The organism is Cutibacterium acnes (genome assembly GCF_003030305.1).
Lineage (GTDB): Bacteria > Actinomycetota > Actinomycetes > Propionibacteriales > Propionibacteriaceae > Cutibacterium > Cutibacterium acnes.
The window spans coordinates 1,323,026-1,338,942 of sequence record NZ_CP023676.1 but is presented as its reverse complement, the minus strand read 5'-3'; the positions used below and the strand labels follow the sequence as shown (position 1 = coordinate 1,338,942).

Below are 15,917 nucleotides of genomic sequence, written 5' to 3'. Positions count from 1 at the left end.
CAACGAGGTGAGGAAGAGATGACGAATACCACCGATTCCGCGTCAGCCCAGCCGATACGCGTGGCCTTGCTGGGGTGCGGGGTTGTGGGGTCCCAGGTGGCCCGGATGATTGAATCGAGGACGGAGGATATCGCCGCTCGAGTGGGGCGGCAGGTCGAGCTCGCTGGTATTGCTGTCGCCCATCCTGATCGCCCGCGCCAGGGCCTTGACTCGCGTCTTTTTACCGATGATCCCACAGTGCTCGTTAACCGGGACGATGTGGATATCGTCATCGAGCTCATCGGTGGCATCGACCCTGCCCGTCAGCTCCTGACAGCTGCCCTCGGCAAGGGGCACTCCGTTGTGACGGCGAATAAGGCCCTGTTGGCAGCTCACGGGACTGAGTTACACGCTGTGGCCGAGAGCAACGGCGTCGATCTGTACTACGAAGCTGCGGTAGCCGGGGCAATTCCGATCGTCCGCCCGCTGCGCGAGTCTCTTGTCGGAGATCAAATCACTCGTGTTATGGGCATCGTCAATGGCACGACCAACTACATCCTTGACCAAATGACGACTACGGGTGCCCGGTTCGATGAAGCCCTTGCCCAGGCGAAAGCTCAAGGGTATGCCGAGGCCGATCCGACGGCTGACGTGGAGGGTTATGACGCTGCGGCTAAGGCTGCGCTGCTGTCGTCGCTTGCGTTCCATACTCAGTTGCGCGGCGACCAGGTGTATCGAGAAGGGATTACCGAGATCACCCCAGATGACATCCTCGCTGCACATGATATGGATTGCGTCGTCAAGCTCTTAGCTGTGTGCCAGGCCGGCCCCGACGGTATTTCGGCTCGCGTCCATCCGGCCCTCGTTCCTGCAACCCATCCTTTGGGGAGTGTCTCAGGAGCCTTCAACGCGGTGTTCATCGAAGCTCGTGAAGCCGGACGCCTCATGTTCCTTGGCCCTGGAGCCGGAGGCTCTCCCACGGCATCAGCCGTTATGGGAGACCTCGTCACTGTGGCACGTAACCTCGTGCGAGGGGTTGCTGGTCCGTCTCAGGACGTCTACGGGGAGTTCCCGATCTTGCCCATGTCCGAGGTCCACACCCGGTTTCACCTACGGTTGCAAGTTCGTGACGAGCCCGGTGTGCTCGCCGAAGTCGCAAAGATCTTCGCCAGCCACAGGGTGTCCTTGCAGACTGTGCAACAGTCTGCAGTGGAGGGTACTGACCGCGCTGATGGATGGTCAGCTACCCTCAAGGTCCTCACTCACGAAGCCCGAGAATGTGACGTCGACGAGTGCGTCAACGAACTCACCGGCCATCACTACGTCAACTCCGATCCTCGTGTTATCCGAGTGGAGGGAATGTGATCATGAGCCAGCAGAATCGTCTCTTCGGCGTGATTGAGACCTATCGAGACCGTCTCCCTATGGACGGAATTGACCAGATCGTGACGTTGGGGGAGGGGGCGACCCCGTTGGTGCCTGCCCCACGATTGGGCGTCGAGCTTGACGCGACGGTATGGGTTAAAGTTGAAGGGGCCAATCCGACCGGATCGTTCAAGGATCGTGGCATGACGATGGCCATGACGAAAGCCCTTGCCGACGGCTCGAAAGCCGTGGTGTGTGCCTCTACCGGTAATACCTCTGCCTCGGCATCGGCTTACGCCTCCCGAGCCGGCATGACTCCGGTCGTGCTCCTTCCCCAGGGCAAGATTGCAGCTGGCAAACTCGCCCAGGCTGTTGTCCATGGCGGTCGAATCATCCAGATTCTCGGCAACTTCGACGATTGCCTGCGTATTGCCCGCGAGCTGGCCGAGAATTTCCCGGTCTCCCTGGTGAACTCGATCAATCCGTACCGCATCGAGGGACAGAAAACTGCTGCCTTTGAGGTCGTTGACGTTCTTGGTGACGCTCCTGATATCCACGCTCTTCCGGTGGGCAACGCAGGCAATATCACCGCCTATTGGAAGGGTTACCGCGAGTACGTAGCGGACGGTCCTGCCAGCCACACGCCGCGGATGTTCGGATTCCAAGCCGCTGGCGCAGCCCCCCTGGTGCTGGGCCACGACGTTAATGACCCGGAAACGGTAGCCACCGCTATTCGTATCGGTCGTCCGGCCTCCGGCAAGCTGGCGTTGGCCGCTCGAGACGAGTCGGAGGGGCTCATCGACGCTGTCACGGACGAGCAAATTCTTGACGCCCAGACTTTCCTAGCTGCTCGAGAGGGCATTTTTGTTGAGCCGGCATCAGCAGTCGGAGTGGCAGGTTTGTTCAAGTTGAAGTCCGAGGGACGCCTGGATCCTGGACTGCGCATCGTCGTCACGGTAACTGGAAACGGTCTGAAGGACATTGACACTGCATTGAGTCGCACTACCTTGTCAACCGAGGCTGTGGAAGCTTCGACTGACCAGGTTGCCGCTTTGTTGGACTTCTGTTCCTGAGGAATTGACGATGGACAACAGCGTGCGGGTGCGTGTTCCCGCTACTTCTGCGAACCTCGGTCCCGGTTATGACTGTATCGGCTTAGCTCTGGATCTATGGGATGAGGTTAGTGTCGGGGTACTCGATCGTCCCGGGGTGATGATCGACGTGACAGGGAAAGGGGCTGACACGGTTCCCCATGACGAATCCCACCTCGTGATGGCGACGTTACGCCAGGGTTTGGTGGAGCTGGGCTATCCCCACCCTGATGCTGGGTTGCATCTGACCGCTATCAACTCCATTCCGCAAAGCCGAGGTCTGGGATCGTCGGCTGCGGCCGTCGTGTCCGGGTTGGCATTGGCTTGGGGGCTGGCCCGCCCTGGGTTCCCGCTGGATCGCAGTGCGCTTCTGACGATGGCTGCCGCTATCGAGGGTCATCCGGACAATGCCGCTCCCGCGATCCTCGGGGGTGCGCAGTTGGCGTGGCTCGATGGCGAGGCCGTCAACCACATCGGCTTGACTGTCAACCCGTCCATTGTGTTTCGGGTATATGTTCCCGATCGCCTCGTACCAACGGCCTTGGCCCGTCAGGTGCTTCCCGAACAGGTCGACCGCGTTGACGCGGTCCATCAGGTCCTGGCGGCGTCACTGCTTGTCACTGCCCTGACAACCTCACCTGAACATCTCTTGGCGGCAACTCAGGACTGGATCCACCAACCATACCGGCGCGCTCTTATGCCGGAATCGGCAGCGCTCACGGATAGATTGCGCGGACGTGGCGTCGCCACTGTCATTTCTGGCGCTGGGCCTACCGTTCTGGCCCTGGGGAGCCGTGACCAACTCGAGAAGGTGTCTGACGTCGATACTGCCGGGTTCGTGGCACATGACCTAGTTCTTGGTGAAGGGGTCCATTTCTTCTGATCCTCGGTATGAACACGATCCGGTATGTGCGTTATAGTAGTGATGTAGCGCGCTGGACGTGCGCAAATCCCCACTGACGATCGTCTCGTGATCCCGGCGTCACAGTCTTGTCCCTGGGGACCATGTCTTCGGCGTTCGAGGGCCTCGAACGCCACACCACGGCCGGAGGTCCCTGCTCCGCAAACCGTTCGGTTCCCGTGGTGTCAGCCGCCCGACCTATAGTCGATTCCGACGGCAGGCCCGATGAAACCGCGCCCACCGGACGTTATACCGGCCGGGGCAGTTCGAAGGGACTTACGTGACTCAAACCTCACAGCCGGATGGATCCTTGGATCTGTCCACTAAGTTGCTCCCCGAGCTTCGTTCTATCGCTACTCAGATGGGAATTAAGGGAGCTCGTGGTATGCGCAAGGCTGACCTCATCGCGGCTATCTCTGAAGGGGGATATCCGGGAGTCGGGAGGCCAGCTGAGCGTCAGAATCGCGGTCAGGAATCCGGTACTTCTAGTGATGAGGGCCGGCAACAGCGCACCCAGCGACGCCGTCGCGCGGAGGCTTCTGAGGACTCCGAATTCAATAAATCTGCAGGGGGGAAGAAAACTCCGTCGGTAGGCGACCTACTCGACGCCGCCGAGGCTCAGAAACAAGCGGAAACAGCCAAGAAACCTGACGACCAAGATCCGGGTCAGCAGGATGGCGGAGCTGATCGCCCGGGCCGTGAGCGCGGTGACCGCAGTCGTCGAGGCGATTCACCTCGACGACGAGCCCGCAATACCTCACGAGAAAATTTCAACAGCAATTCTGGCGACAGCAACATCAACGACGAGGTTGGTGCCCGGCTTGAAGCGCTGTCTCGCGGTCAACGCGGTGAACGCAACCAGTCCGATCGTGGCCCTCAACATGATCACAACAACGACTCTTCTGTCGATTCCGACGACGAGTACGGTCGGTTCTCGGAATACGGCAATGGCGGGCGACGTTCTCGCCGCCGTCGCCAGCGTGACCGTCAAAACCGTCGCAAGCGTTCTAACGACCGCTACTCCGATTCAGAACCGAATGTGCGTGAGGACGACGTCCTTGTCCCGTGCTCGGGCATCCTCGACATTCGTGACCAGTATGCCTTTGTGCGCACTTCGGGATATCTTCCTGGCGCCAATGATGCCTATGTCTCGATGGCTATAGTGCGTCGGCACCGCCTGCGCAAAGGCGACGTCATCGTCGGTCAGATGCGTGCTCATCGCGAAGGGGAGAGGCGTGAAAAGTTCGCGCCGCTGGTCAAAATCGAGCAGGTTAATGGTGTTGATCCCGAGCAGATGAAGCAGCGTCCGGAGTTTTCTAAGCTCACTCCGCTGTATCCGCAGGAACGTCTGCGTCTCGAGGACGACCCCAAAAACATGACTGGGCGGATCATCGATCTCGTCAGTCCGATTGGTAAAGGCCAGCGCGGTCTCATCGTTTCGCCTCCAAAGGCTGGCAAGACGATGATCATGCAATCGATCGCAAACTCGATCACTCGCAATAACCCCGAAGTTCACCTCATGGTGGTGTTGGTCGACGAGCGCCCCGAGGAGGTCACTGACTTCCAGCGCACTGTCAGCGGCGAGGTCGTCGCATCGACCTTCGACCGCCCTGCTGACGACCATACTCAGCTGTCCGAGCTGGCCATCGAGCGTGCCAAACGTCTCGTAGAGCTTGGTCACGACGTCGTCATCTTGCTGGACGGCATCACTCGTCTGGGACGTGCGTACAACTTGGCCGCCCCTGCTTCCGGTCGGATCCTTTCCGGTGGTGTCGACTCAGCTGCCCTGTACCCGCCGAAGAAGTTCTTTGGCGCTGCTCGTAATATCGAACACGGTGGGTCCCTGACGATCCTCGCCACCGCTCTGGTTGAGACCGGGTCGAAGATGGACGAGGTGATCTTCGAGGAGTTCAAAGGCACTGGCAATATGGAGTTGCGGCTCCGTCGCGAATTTGCCAATAAGAGGCTGTTCCCTGCTATCGACGTTGACGCATCCGGTACCCGTCGCGAGGAATTGCTGCTGTCGCGCGAGGAGACAGCGATTATGTGGAAGCTGCGCAGAGTGCTGTCTGGTCTGGAAGGCTCCCAGGCTCTCGAAATGATGCTTTCGCGGCTGCGTAAGACCCAGACGAACGTGGAGTTCTTGTACACCATTTCGAAGACGACCCCGAACCAGGATTGATGTCGTCAAGTGGACCGTGGCTGGCCGTCAGGGGTAAACTGACGCGCCGGTTCCGGTTCACGCCCGTTCGTACCAGTCGGGCGACCCGGAGCGCGTTTGATAAGGAGATCACAACATGAAGCAGGGAATCCATCCCGATTACCGCGAGACGACCGTGGTGTGCACCTGTGGGAACACCTTCACTACCCGCAGCACTTCGCAGTCTGGCACCCTTAATGCTGACGTCTGCTCGAAGTGCCACCCGTTTTATACCGGCAAGCAGAAGATTCTTGACGCTGGTGGCCGCGTTGCCCGGTTCGAGCGCCGCTATGGCAAAAAGAACTGACGTCGTCTACACGTACTGACGTCGTCTATACCGATGACCATGACGCCGGGCTGCGGCTCGGCGTCATGGCTCGTTTCGGGGGTACAACACCCGACCCAGGCAACGCTGGTCAGGAGGGGGCATGAGCGAATCTGCGCAACAGGCGATTGATGAAGTTCGTCGTCGTCTGCGGGAGATCGAGACCCAGTTGGCCGATTCTGCGGTGCTATCAGACCCCTCTGCTATGGGAAGGCTCGGTAAGCGCCATGCACGCCTTCGCCATGTGGTGTCAGTCGCCGACCGCGTCGACCAGCTAAGGGCCGACGTTGAGGCAGCCGAGGATCTCACTGAGGAGGATCCCGCTTTTGGGCTGGAAGCTGAGAGGCTGCGTGGCCAATTGGACCTCGCCAGTACAGAGCTCACCGAGTTACTTGCTCCTTCTGACCCCCTGGATCAGGAAGATGCTTTAGTCGAAATCCACTCCGGCGAGGGTGGAGAAGAATCTGCCCTCTTTGCTGCTGATCTCTTACGGATGTATACCCGGTATGCCGAACGGGTGGGGTGGAGCGTTCGCGAGCTCACCAGCGAACCGACAGATCTGGGAGGATATCGCACGGTCGTGATTGCCGTTGCGGGGGTTCCATCGCGCCCAGCCTATGGCTACCTCAAGCATGAAGGTGGCGTCCACCGCGTGCAGCGGGTGCCAGTGACGGAGTCGTCGGGGCGTATTCATACCTCAGCAGTCGGAGTCCTTGTCATGCCGGATGTCGACGAGACTGAGGTCGATATTGACCCAGCTGAGGTTCGCGTTGACGTGTACCGGTCTTCGGGGCCAGGCGGCCAAGGAGTCAATACCACCGATTCGGCTGTTCGTCTTACCCACTTGCGTACCGGCATCGTCGCCAGCTGCCAAAATGAGCGCAGCCAGTTGCAGAACAAAGCGGAAGCGATGCGGATGTTGCGGGCAAAAGTCGCGGCCTTAGCGGCGCAACAGGCTGCTGATGAAAATGATCGAATGCGTCGAGACCAGGTGCGTACTGTCGATAGATCGGCTCGAGTGCGTACCTATAACTTTCCCGAGAATCGCCTGACAGATCATCGTATTGGGTACAAGTCCAGGAAACTTGACCAGATTCTGGCTGGCGACCTAGGTGATGTTCTAGACGCGCTCCATGCCGATGAGGTGAGGCGTCGGATGGCACAACGGCCCGAAGGTCAAGAATCCTAATGGCAGATCCCAGCCCATCTCTCCTCCTGGCACGAGCCACTCGACAACTGACCACCGCGGGGATTGAGACCCCGGCAGCAGATGCACGCATGTTGCTATGTGAAGCACTGAGAATCCAACCGTCACAACTCATTCGTGTGGCGAGCGTTAATGCTGATGATGAGGATCGTTTCAATCAGATGGTGGATCGGCGGCGAAGCGGGGAACCAGCGCAGTACATCATCGGTCATGCCTGGTTCCGTGGCCTTCGGCTGGAGGTCGGGCCAGGAGTGTTTATACCCCGCTTGGAGACCGAGTTGGTGGCCGAACAGTCCATCCAGGAGGCTCGACGATTGGTGATGTCTGGCGCTTGCCCTAGTGTGATCGATTTGTGCACCGGTACGGGAGCTATTGCTCTTGCGGTGGCTAGTGAAGTCCCGGGTTCCCGGGTCAGCGCCGTCGAAGTGGATGACGCTGCTCTGACGTGGACCCGACGCAACCTGTGCGACTCCGGAGTTGAGGTTCTCGCGGGCGACGCTTTGCGGGTACCTGACGATGGCCGACGGTTTGACGTCGTCGTCACAAATCCGCCGTACTTGCGTCGTAGTGATGTTTCGTCTATCCCTGGGGAAGTCACCGAACACGAGCCTGACCTTGCCTTATTCTCTGGTGACGACGGGCTCGACCTACCGCTGCTCCTCATCGGGCGAGCTGCCGAACTGCTTACGCCGGGCGGCCTGTTCGTCATGGAACACGACGAGACCCAACGTGAGGAGCTCGTCGCTGCGATGGCGACTTCCGATATGTGGGAGCAGATCGAGGACCATGATGATCTGGCAGGTAGGCCGAGGTTCGTCACGGCTCGCCGACGGTGCAAGGATGGATGCCATGGATGAGACTGACCAGACGATGGTCAATACCGACGAGCTGGCCGGGCCGGTCGCAGAAGAGAAGTCGACAGTCAGCGGTATCGAGCCAAGAGGAGACGCAGCGGCTGAAGATTCCGGGATTTCCCCGTTCATCCTTGACGTTGCTAATCCTGATTCCTGTGAAGACGCCCTAGAACAGGCTGCGGACGCTATTGCCGATGGTGAGTGCATCGTGCTACCGACCGACACCGTATACGGTATTGGTGCTGACGCCCTCAACGCTTTAGCAGTACAGCGTCTGCTCAACGCTAAGGAGCGGGGCCGCGATATGCCGCCGCCAGTTCTCGTCAGCGATTCGGTCGCGTTGCCAGCCCTATGCCAGCACATACCGGCGGGGGCAAAGGCTCTTGCCGAGAAGTACTGGCCTGGGGGTCTCACTCTTGTTTTGCGTGCTCAGGAGTCTCTTGGCATGGATTTGGGTGAGACTAACGGCACTCTTGCTGTTCGCGTGCCTGACCAGGACCAGACTCGCGAGTTGCTGCGCATGACTGGGCCGCTTGCCGTCTCTAGTGCGAATAAGTCTGGCCATCCAGCGGCCTTGACTGCGCAGGAAGCTGCCGATCAGTTGGGCGTTGAGGTGGCTGTCTACCTTGATGCCGGTCCAAGCCGGGTGGGGGAGTCTTCGACGATTATTGATTTTGTTTCGACGACGGACGGAAAAGTGGTGCGTCAGGGCGCCCTATCACTGGAGGCTATCCACGAGGTTGCCCCTGACGTTATTGGGATGGAACCGCCGGCTATCGACCAAGATTCGTCCGAAAATCATGGTTCTGATGTTGCCCCGACCGAGGCCACATCGACGCAGTCAGAGATCGAGGGCTGACACTCGTCATGCGTGAATACCTCTTGGTGATGCTGACATCGGGTTTGACAACTTATCTGCTGTCTGGCTTGTGTCGGCAGGCTGCCCTCAGGTGGGGAGCTGTCGCCAAAGTGCGTTCACGGGATGTCCATACCGTCCCTATTCCTTACTTTGGCGGGGTGGCCATGCTGGGGGGAGTGGCCTTGGCGTGTCTGCTGGCCCGCAATATGCCTTTCCTGGGCCGCCATCTTCTGGTTGCTGACGACGCGTTGACGATCTGTCTGGCTGGTGTAGTGATCTGCGCTGTGGGTGTCGTCGATGACCTGCTCGACCTTCCTGCCTTGGCCAAGGCAGCTGGCCAGGTATTAGCGGCCGGCATCGTCGTCACGGGCGGAGTGCGAATGTTTTGGATCCCGCTGCCGAACTCCATCATTGCTTTGGGGACGCCTACTTCGATCTTGGTGACGGTGTTCTTCATTGTGTTGTGCGCCAATGCGGTGAATTTCATTGATGGACTTGACGGCCTGGCATCCGGTGTGGTGGCCATCGGGTCCTTGGCTTTCTTCTCATACACCTACCTGCTGGCTCACGAACAGGACTTTGTTGTTGCGACGACTACCAGTCTCATTACGGCTGCGACGGCGGGCGCCTGTCTCGGTTTTTTGCCCCACAACTGGCATCCGGCGAGGATGTTCATGGGTGATTCCGGAGCTCTGCTACTTGGCTTATTGCTAGCTACCTCGACGATCTCGTTGACCGGACAGATCGATTCGACGGCTCTGACAGCACGGGGCGGCGGATTGGTCCCCGCTTACTTGCCAATCGTCGTGCCACTGATGGTGCTGGCCATCCCTTTTCTGGACCTTGTCATGGGCTATGTCCGGAGGACATGGCGAGGGACGTGGTTCTTCGTTGCGGACAAGCAACACCTTCATCACCGCTTATTGCAACGAGGCCACTCTCACATGCGGGCTGTCTTGCTGATGTATCTATGGACCACCGTGCTCACCTTTGGGACGGTGTTTATTGGCCTGGAACAAACATGGTGGGCGATCGTAATCGTGGTAACGGGACTCGGAATGTGCGTACTCCTCACTATGGCGAATTCACATCACCCAGCCGCCCAGGCCTGAGATGACGACATCGTCACGCGTCATGTGTTACCTTTTCATCGAGGATGTCCTCAGCAGGCATACCGCCACTCGATTCATAGCGTCGCGTTGCCGAGTCCAGATGCCCTGCGTATTCACCACGGGAATCTGCGGCCGTGATCACGGGGGGATGATGAGATGGCACGTCTCGCCATGAGTCATGCCCGCGTTGACCGCCGTGCGCCGGTGACATCTCGTGTCGTGTCCCGTGTTTACCGAAGTGGGCTGCTATGGGCTACAATAGTCGGCCTGCTTGTGACCTTAGTGATGACCGTCATCGTTCGACCCCGCGTACCGTCAGCCTTCAGTGGTCTAGCTGGCACCGTCGTGGCGGTGGCGTTTTTGGCGTGCGGCCGTGGCGTTCATCTGCTCAACCGGAGCGGCTCCTGGCTTCTGGCCGTTGGGCTCTTCGTCATCCAAGTTAGTGTTCTGGGCGGCCTTGGGGCTCTGGTATCTGAGTACCGCACTGGGCTTATTCCGCTTCCATGCACATCAGCAATGATCGGGTCCTTGCTGGCCTGGACTGTCGGCGTGGTCCTAGCTGGTTGGCAGCCGCAGCGAATCTATGAAGATCCTGAAGATCACGATCCAGCCAATGCCGAGTGTCGTCAGGCCGATGGCGGTCTTCGATGAGTACTAGTGGGGTTATGGCTGCTAAAGTTAGCATAGACATGAGCACGAACTCAATGAGACGAACGAGTACCAGCTCCGCGCCGTCCAGTGACGGCGACGCTTGGGGTGTTTTGAGCTATGTCCTAGCGGGCATGCTGTTCTATGGTGGCATCGGCTGGCTGCTGTCAAGCCACTTCCATCAAGTGTGGATTTTTGTCGTCGGCATGATCGTCGGCTTTGCGGCGAGCGTTTATCTCATTGTTAAGCGCTACGGGGTCGTGCCCAACCAGAACAACGACCGGGAGGGTCAGTGAGCGGGATCGTGTCTCCTTTGGAGTTTCACACTCCAGGGCTCGAGGACTTCAAGTTCGGCGGGACCTTCGGGGTGGCTTGGATGGACAAGCCGTTCTGGCAAGTGATCATTGCATTCCTTGTTGTCATCGTCTTCTGGGTGTGGATGAGTCGCGGCCTTAAAGTTGTACCAGGCAAGCGTCAGGTCTTTGGCGAGTATTGTTACAACTTCATCCGTAATTCTCTGGCGCGAGACACCATCGGCCACGGATTTGAACCGTGGTTGCCATATCTGGTTGCCCTCTTCAGCTTTATCCTCATCAACAACTGGTTCGGTGAACTATTCGTCTTCATGTTCCCAACTTTTTCCCATGTCGGATACGTTTACGGCTTAGCTATAGTGTCCTGGTTCGTCTACGTCATCGCTGGGTTTAAGACCAAGGGAATTCGCTACCTTAAGGACTCGGTACTGCCGCCCGGCGTGCCCTGGTACCTACGGTGGCTCATCATCCCGCTGGAGTTCTTGTCAAACTTCGTCACCCGTCCACTAACGCTGTCGTTGCGACTGTTTGCCAACATGGTCGCTGGCCACTTGATCATCATGATCTTCGTCGTTGGTGGCGGATTCCTTCTCACTTACCCGTCCAGCATTATTTACAACGTTGCTGGCGGTCTCTCCCTGATCCTCAGCTTCGCGCTCTTTGCGCTGGAGTTGTTTGTGGGCTTTTTGCAGGCTTACGTATTTACCGTGCTGTCGGCTCAGTATGTAGCATCCTCGATGTCCGAGGAACACTGACGACACACCACCTCTAGGACCTCGTCGTCAAACCGACCGGCGACGAAGACAACGCCCCCGGACGGGGCACAAAATCCGGAAGGAAACACCATGGTACCCATGCTCATCGGTGGCTCGCTCAACGTGCTCGGCTATGGCCTGGCCGCCCTCGGCCCGGCTCTTGGCGTGGCGTGGATCTTCGCAGCCGTCATTAATGGCACCGCTCGTCAGCCTGAGGCTCGTCCGGCCATGATGACGACGGCATTCATTGGCTTCGCTGTGGTCGAGGCTCTCGCGCTGTTCGGTTTTATCCTCGCCTTCATCGTTAAGTGAGCCCGGACGTATGAACATCCTCGAGATGGATCTTGGGCCGCTTGCTCCTGAGCATCCCATCGAGATTATCGTCGGAGTCATCCTTGTGTTGCTCCTCACGTGGCTCATCGCCAAGGCGGTTGTTCCCCGTTTCGAGAAGCTTTACGAGGAGCGCACCGAGACGATTCAAGGTGGAATTGAGAGGGCTGAGAGGGCTCAGGCTGAGGCTAAAGCGGCTCTTGAGAAGTACCAGGCTCAGCTGGCCAGCGCGCGCGATGAGGCTGCCCAGATACGTGATGACGCGAAGAGTCAGGGAGCACAGATTATTGCGGAGATGCGTGCCAACGCCCAGGAAGAGGCCGATCGGATCACCGAGCGTGCCAACGCTCAAATCCGGGCCGAGCGCGATCAGGCGGTGCGCGAGGTGCGTGCCGAGATCGGCGGCCTTGCGACCACCCTGGCCAGTCGGATCGTGGGGGAGTCCCTACAAGACGACCAGCGCGTCCAGGCGACCGTCGACCGCTTCCTCTCATCGCTCGCCGACGAGCCCTCGGCGTCTAATTCGCGGACGGTGAATCGGGCATGACGACGGCGGTGGGCGCATCACAGCAGCTAGACGAGGTCGGCGACCGACGTGGTACAGGTACCGAGTTCGCTAATGAGATTTTCGCGGTCGTTGACGTCCTGAATCGTGAATCTGGCTTACGACGGGCAGTATCCGACACAGGTTCTGAGACCAAGGCTCGTCAAGGGCTTATCGACGCGGTTTTCACGTCGAAGGTCTCGCCCGATTGCAAGGAACTCCTGGACGCGACAACCACCTGTAAGTGGCGATCTCCGGCGGCGCTGACTCGCGCTCTGGAGCGGCAAGGGGTTCGTGCTGTGCTGCGTGGAGCCCGGCAAGCTGACCGCTTCGAGGCAGTTGCCGACGAGTTGTTCCACGTGAGCCGACTCGTGCGCGGGCAGGCTGCGCTGCAGGTGGCACTGGGTGATCCCAACCGTTCGGTGGCGGATCGCCAGGAGTTGCTCATGAAGTTGGTGGGAGGCCATGTGAGCGAGGAAACCCTCGTATTGGCTCGCCGAGCTGTGGTGGCTTCCGACAGCACCTTCGAGCAGGTGATCGACGGGTACTTGCATGTTGCCGCCGAGATGGCTGATCGCAGGCGTGCGATCGTGACGACCGCCAAGGCACTGACCGACGCCCAGCGCGCGGAAATGGTGAAGCAACTAGAACGGATCACCGGCAGCCCGATCGAGTTGTCTGAAGTTGTTGACCCGACGGTGCTCGGGGGTGCGCTCATCAACCTCGGTGACGAGGTCATTGATTCGACGGTGGCCCACCGTTTGGACCAAGCCCGACGAGAACTGGGCTGACATACGTGACCCTCACCTCGGGTGCGGGATGGGGGAGCTTACAAGGAGACGCAATGGCGGAACTGACGATACGTCCGGAGGAGATCCGCGACGCCCTGGACAACTTCGTCCAGAATTACGAGCCGGAGACGGCGGTCCGTGAGGAGGTCGGCACCGTCGTCACATCTGGCGACGGTATCGCCCACGTCGAGGGGCTTCCCTCGGCCATGGCCAACGAGTTGCTGCGCTTCGAGAATGGAACGATGGGCATTGCCCTTAACTTAGAAGAGCGGCAAATCGGTGTGGTCGTGCTCGGCGATTCCGACGGTATTGATGAGGGATCGACTGTTCGTGGCACTGGGGAAGTGCTGTCTGTGCCGGTTGGCGAGGGATATCTCGGTCGCGTCGTGGACGCGATGGGTAACCCAGTTGATGGTCTCGGCGAGATCAAAGGTGTTGAGGGACGTCGTGCCCTCGAGATCCAGGCTGCCGGCGTTATGGACCGTCAGGAAGTTCGTGAGCCGTTGCAGACTGGTCTTAAAGCCATCGACTCGATGATCCCGATTGGTCGTGGTCAGCGTCAGCTCATCATCGGTGACCGCAAGACTGGTAAGACCGCCATTGCGATCGACACCATCATCAACCAGAAGGGCAACTGGGAATCTGGCGATCCTCAGAAGCAGGTTCGCTGCATCTACGTCGCCATTGGACAGAAGGGCTCGACTGTTGCGGAGGTGAAGGGTGCTCTGGAGAAGGCTGGTGCGATGGAGTACACCACCATCGTCCATGCCCCTGCCTCCGATCCTGCTGGCTTTAAGTACATCGCTCCCTACGCCGGTTCGGCCATTGGTCAGCACTGGATGTACCAGGGTAAGCACGTCCTGATCATCTTCGATGACCTGACCAAGCAGGCCGAGGCCTACCGAGCTATGTCGCTGCTGCTGCGTCGTCCTCCGGGCCGTGAAGCTTATCCCGGTGATGTCTTTTACCTACACTCCCGCCTGCTGGAGCGTTGCGCGAAGCTGTCCGACGACTTGGGTGGCGGTTCGATGACCGGTTTGCCGATCATCGAGACCAAGGCCAACGACGTCTCGGCCTTCATTCCGACGAACGTCATCTCTATTACCGATGGTCAGATCTTCCTCCAGTCGGATCTGTTCAACGCCAGCCAGCGTCCGGCCGTCGACGTCGGTATCTCGGTTTCGCGAGTCGGTGGTGCTGCCCAGATTAAGGCAATGAAGTCGGTCGCTGGCACCTTGAAGATCTCTTTGGCTCAGTACCGCGATATGCAGGCCTTTGCGATGTTTGCCTCCGATTTGGATGACACGTCCCGTCGCCAGCTGGATCGTGGCGCTCGCCTTATGGAGCTACTCAAGCAGGGCCAATTCTCGCCCTACCCGGTAGAGGAGCAGGTCATTAGCGTGTGGGGTGGCACCACCGGCAAGTTCGACGATGTTCCGGTCGGCGATGTATTGCGGTTCGAGGGTGACGTTCTTGAGTACTTGCGTAGTCACAGCAACGTGCTCACGACGATCCGGGAAACCGGCAAGTTCGACGATGAGGCGAAAGATGCGGCGGCTGCTGCCTTTGAAGAGGTCAAGAAGGGATTCAAGACCTCTGATGGAAAGATGCTGGCTGGTCATGAAGAGTTCTCGCCGATGGCTGATGAGGACATCGACCAGGCCAAGATCGTTCGCGCGAAGAAGGGCTGAGCCGTGGCGTCGAACCTGCGTGAACTGCGGGAGAGGCGGAACTCCGTCGCAACGACGAAGAAGATTACTCGCGCGATGGAGTTGATTGCCTCATCGCGAATTATCAAAGCGCAAAACACCGTTAAAGCAGCGGGCCCGTACTCGCTGGAGCTGACTCGTGCGCTTTCGGCAGTAGCCGCCCATACTCACGAGGAACATCCGCTGACTTCGATGAATCCAGACCCAAAGCGATCTGCCGTGCTGGTTATTACCTCGGATCGTGGCCTGGCTGGCGCCTACTCGTCGAATGTGATCCGGACCGCTGAGGAGTTAACGACCGCCCTCCAGCCGAAACAGGAGATCGCGACGTACCTGTGTGGGCGCAAGGCAGTGCAGTACTTTGAATTCCGAGGACGCAAGGTCGACCATTTGTGGAGCGGCTTTTCTGATTCGCCGAGCTACCGGGATGCTAAGGATATCGCAGACCATCTCATTGAGGATTTTTTGCGACCGACTGAGGAGGGCGGTGTCGATGAGATCCATATGGTTTATACCGAGTTTGAATCGATGCTGACCCAGACCCCGAAGGTGATTCGTCTGCTGCCGTTGGCCGTCGTTGACCCGCAGGACACTCCAGAAGGTCAACTTGCTGAAGGCGATCCTGGCGTTGGAGCTAACGCTGAGGAGATCTTTCACGAGTACCGCTTTGAGCCTAATCCAGTGAGTGTGCTTGATGAGTTGCTACCGCTGTACGTCGCCAACCGCGTCCACTACGCCTTGCTGCAATCGGCTGCCTCGGAATTGGCTAGCCGTCAGCGTGCTATGAAGGCTGCTACCGACAATGCCGAGCAGCTCATCCAGACATTGACCCGGCAGGCCAACCAGGCTCGTCAGGCCGCCATTACCCAGGAAATCACCGAGATCGTGGGTGGCGCCGCTGCCCTTGCAGAGTCTGCCCCACAGGAGTGAGAG

At 58.9% G+C, this 15,917-nt stretch carries 17 protein-coding genes; all 17 read left to right on the top strand.

The annotated features are described in order from the left end of the window. Nucleotides 1–18: 18 nt before the first annotated feature. The 17 genes from CPA42_RS06710 (at nucleotide 19) to CPA42_RS06625 (ending at nucleotide 15,914) form a co-directional block, all read left to right on the top strand. Nucleotides 19–1,344: a homoserine dehydrogenase gene (locus CPA42_RS06710; RefSeq protein WP_002516813.1), complete on the top strand. Its 1,326-nt coding sequence runs from the start codon at nucleotides 19–21 to the stop codon at nucleotides 1,342–1,344. Next, nucleotides 1,341–2,417: a threonine synthase gene (gene thrC / locus CPA42_RS06705; RefSeq protein WP_024513565.1), complete on the top strand. Its 1,077-nt coding sequence runs from the start codon at nucleotides 1,341–1,343 to the stop codon at nucleotides 2,415–2,417. Before CPA42_RS06710 ends, thrC begins: the two co-directional genes overlap by 4 nt. A gap of 10 nt (nucleotides 2,418–2,427) precedes the next feature. Then, nucleotides 2,428–3,318, top strand: a complete 891-nt coding sequence (thrB, locus tag CPA42_RS06700) for a homoserine kinase (protein ID WP_002516845.1) — start codon at nucleotides 2,428–2,430, stop codon at nucleotides 3,316–3,318. 298 nt (nucleotides 3,319–3,616) lie between these two features. Continuing rightward, on the top strand, nucleotides 3,617–5,518 hold the full coding sequence (gene rho / locus CPA42_RS06690) for a transcription termination factor Rho (RefSeq protein ID WP_002516782.1): 1,902 nt from the start codon (nucleotides 3,617–3,619) through the stop codon (nucleotides 5,516–5,518). Nucleotides 5,519–5,633: 115 nt separating this feature from the next. Continuing rightward, nucleotides 5,634–5,843, top strand: a complete 210-nt coding sequence (gene rpmE, locus CPA42_RS06685; protein ID WP_002513455.1) for a 50S ribosomal protein L31 — start codon at nucleotides 5,634–5,636, stop codon at nucleotides 5,841–5,843. A gap of 121 nt (nucleotides 5,844–5,964) precedes the next feature. After that, entirely contained in the window at nucleotides 5,965–7,050 is a 1,086-nt protein-coding gene (prfA, locus tag CPA42_RS06680; protein WP_002516858.1) for a peptide chain release factor 1, read from the top strand. Continuing rightward, nucleotides 7,050–7,925 carry a peptide chain release factor N(5)-glutamine methyltransferase gene (gene prmC, locus CPA42_RS06675; RefSeq protein WP_002516849.1) on the top strand — a complete coding sequence of 292 codons (876 nt, stop codon included), beginning with the start codon at nucleotides 7,050–7,052 and terminating at the stop codon, nucleotides 7,923–7,925. Before prfA ends, prmC begins: the two co-directional genes overlap by 1 nt. Next, nucleotides 7,909–8,781, top strand: coding sequence for an L-threonylcarbamoyladenylate synthase (locus tag CPA42_RS06670; RefSeq protein ID WP_002520554.1), 873 nt, complete (start codon nucleotides 7,909–7,911; stop codon nucleotides 8,779–8,781). Before prmC ends, CPA42_RS06670 begins: the two co-directional genes overlap by 17 nt. A gap of 8 nt (nucleotides 8,782–8,789) precedes the next feature. Then, entirely contained in the window at nucleotides 8,790–9,893 is a 1,104-nt protein-coding gene (locus CPA42_RS06665) for an MraY family glycosyltransferase (protein ID WP_002516839.1), read from the top strand. A gap of 156 nt (nucleotides 9,894–10,049) precedes the next feature. Beyond that, entirely contained in the window at nucleotides 10,050–10,544 is a 495-nt protein-coding gene (locus CPA42_RS06660) for a hypothetical protein (RefSeq protein WP_002522381.1), read from the top strand. 14 nt (nucleotides 10,545–10,558) lie between these two features. Further along, nucleotides 10,559–10,837: an AtpZ/AtpI family protein gene (locus CPA42_RS06655; RefSeq protein WP_002518912.1), complete on the top strand. Its 279-nt coding sequence runs from the start codon at nucleotides 10,559–10,561 to the stop codon at nucleotides 10,835–10,837. Continuing rightward, complete coding sequence (gene atpB, locus CPA42_RS06650; protein WP_002516815.1) at nucleotides 10,834–11,610, top strand: F0F1 ATP synthase subunit A; 777 nt, start codon at nucleotides 10,834–10,836, stop codon at nucleotides 11,608–11,610. The genes CPA42_RS06655 and atpB overlap by 4 nt, the downstream gene beginning before the upstream one ends. A 90-nt stretch (nucleotides 11,611–11,700) precedes the next feature. Next, nucleotides 11,701–11,922, top strand: coding sequence for an ATP synthase F0 subunit C (gene atpE, locus CPA42_RS06645; RefSeq protein WP_002516779.1), 222 nt, complete (start codon nucleotides 11,701–11,703; stop codon nucleotides 11,920–11,922). A gap of 10 nt (nucleotides 11,923–11,932) precedes the next feature. Further along, nucleotides 11,933–12,487 carry a F0F1 ATP synthase subunit B gene (locus CPA42_RS06640; protein WP_107127874.1) on the top strand — a complete coding sequence of 185 codons (555 nt, stop codon included), beginning with the start codon at nucleotides 11,933–11,935 and terminating at the stop codon, nucleotides 12,485–12,487. Beyond that, nucleotides 12,484–13,275: a F0F1 ATP synthase subunit delta gene (locus tag CPA42_RS06635; protein WP_002516765.1), complete on the top strand. Its 792-nt coding sequence runs from the start codon at nucleotides 12,484–12,486 to the stop codon at nucleotides 13,273–13,275. The genes CPA42_RS06640 and CPA42_RS06635 overlap by 4 nt, the downstream gene beginning before the upstream one ends. 53 nt (nucleotides 13,276–13,328) lie before the next feature. After that, entirely contained in the window at nucleotides 13,329–14,966 is a 1,638-nt protein-coding gene (gene atpA / locus CPA42_RS06630; protein WP_024513564.1) for a F0F1 ATP synthase subunit alpha, read from the top strand. A gap of 3 nt (nucleotides 14,967–14,969) precedes the next feature. Next, nucleotides 14,970–15,914 (top strand): F0F1 ATP synthase subunit gamma, encoded by a 945-nt coding sequence (locus CPA42_RS06625; protein WP_002516850.1) that lies wholly within the window; start codon nucleotides 14,970–14,972, stop codon nucleotides 15,912–15,914. Nucleotides 15,915–15,917 lie beyond the last annotated feature (3 nt).